We start from the raw sequence: 520 nt of genomic DNA on the forward strand, positions 1-520 counted from the left end.
GGTGATGATCGCGCCGACGGTGGGCCAGGCGATCCGCAGCAGCTGCCGCACCGCCGTTCTGGAGGTCTGGCAGGCCAGCCATGCCACTGTGTCGTCGAACGCGCGGGTGTGCCCGGCGCAGTGGCGGGCCCAGGGCACCGCCGCGACGACGACGCCGTGGCGCGCGCAGGACACCCGCGGCGCGTCGGCTTCGATGAATGCCTGCACCGTGCCCAGATCCAGCGCGCGCCATCGGCGCCGTCGGGCACCCTGGTCATAACGCGGGCACCGCACACCACAGACCCCGCACCGGCGCCGGGCCCTCGCCACCGGCCGTGCGTGCACCACGACCATGCCCTGGCCAGGCTCGAACTCGACATCCTCGACCACAGCCCGTTCCAGCCCGAACAACTGCTGCCATAAGCTGGCTTTGCGCACGCCGTTCCCCGATCACTTGGTTGCTGACCTTCGACAAGCCAGAAACTAAGCCGGACAACGGCGTGCGCCCCTTCACGCCACGCTCAACCACCCACACATCGGT

1 protein-coding gene is annotated in these 520 nt (G+C 70.0%); it reads right to left on the reverse strand.

Features of this window, described 5'->3' with window-relative positions:
* The coding region (locus QQ657_RS56520) for a transposase family protein (protein WP_284750752.1) at positions 1-417 on the reverse strand (417 nt) is incomplete at its 3' end.
* Positions 418-520 lie beyond the last annotated feature (103 nt).

The sequence above is a fragment of the Amycolatopsis ponsaeliensis genome (genome assembly GCF_030182635.1).
Lineage (GTDB): Bacteria > Actinomycetota > Actinomycetes > Mycobacteriales > Pseudonocardiaceae > Amycolatopsis > Amycolatopsis ponsaeliensis.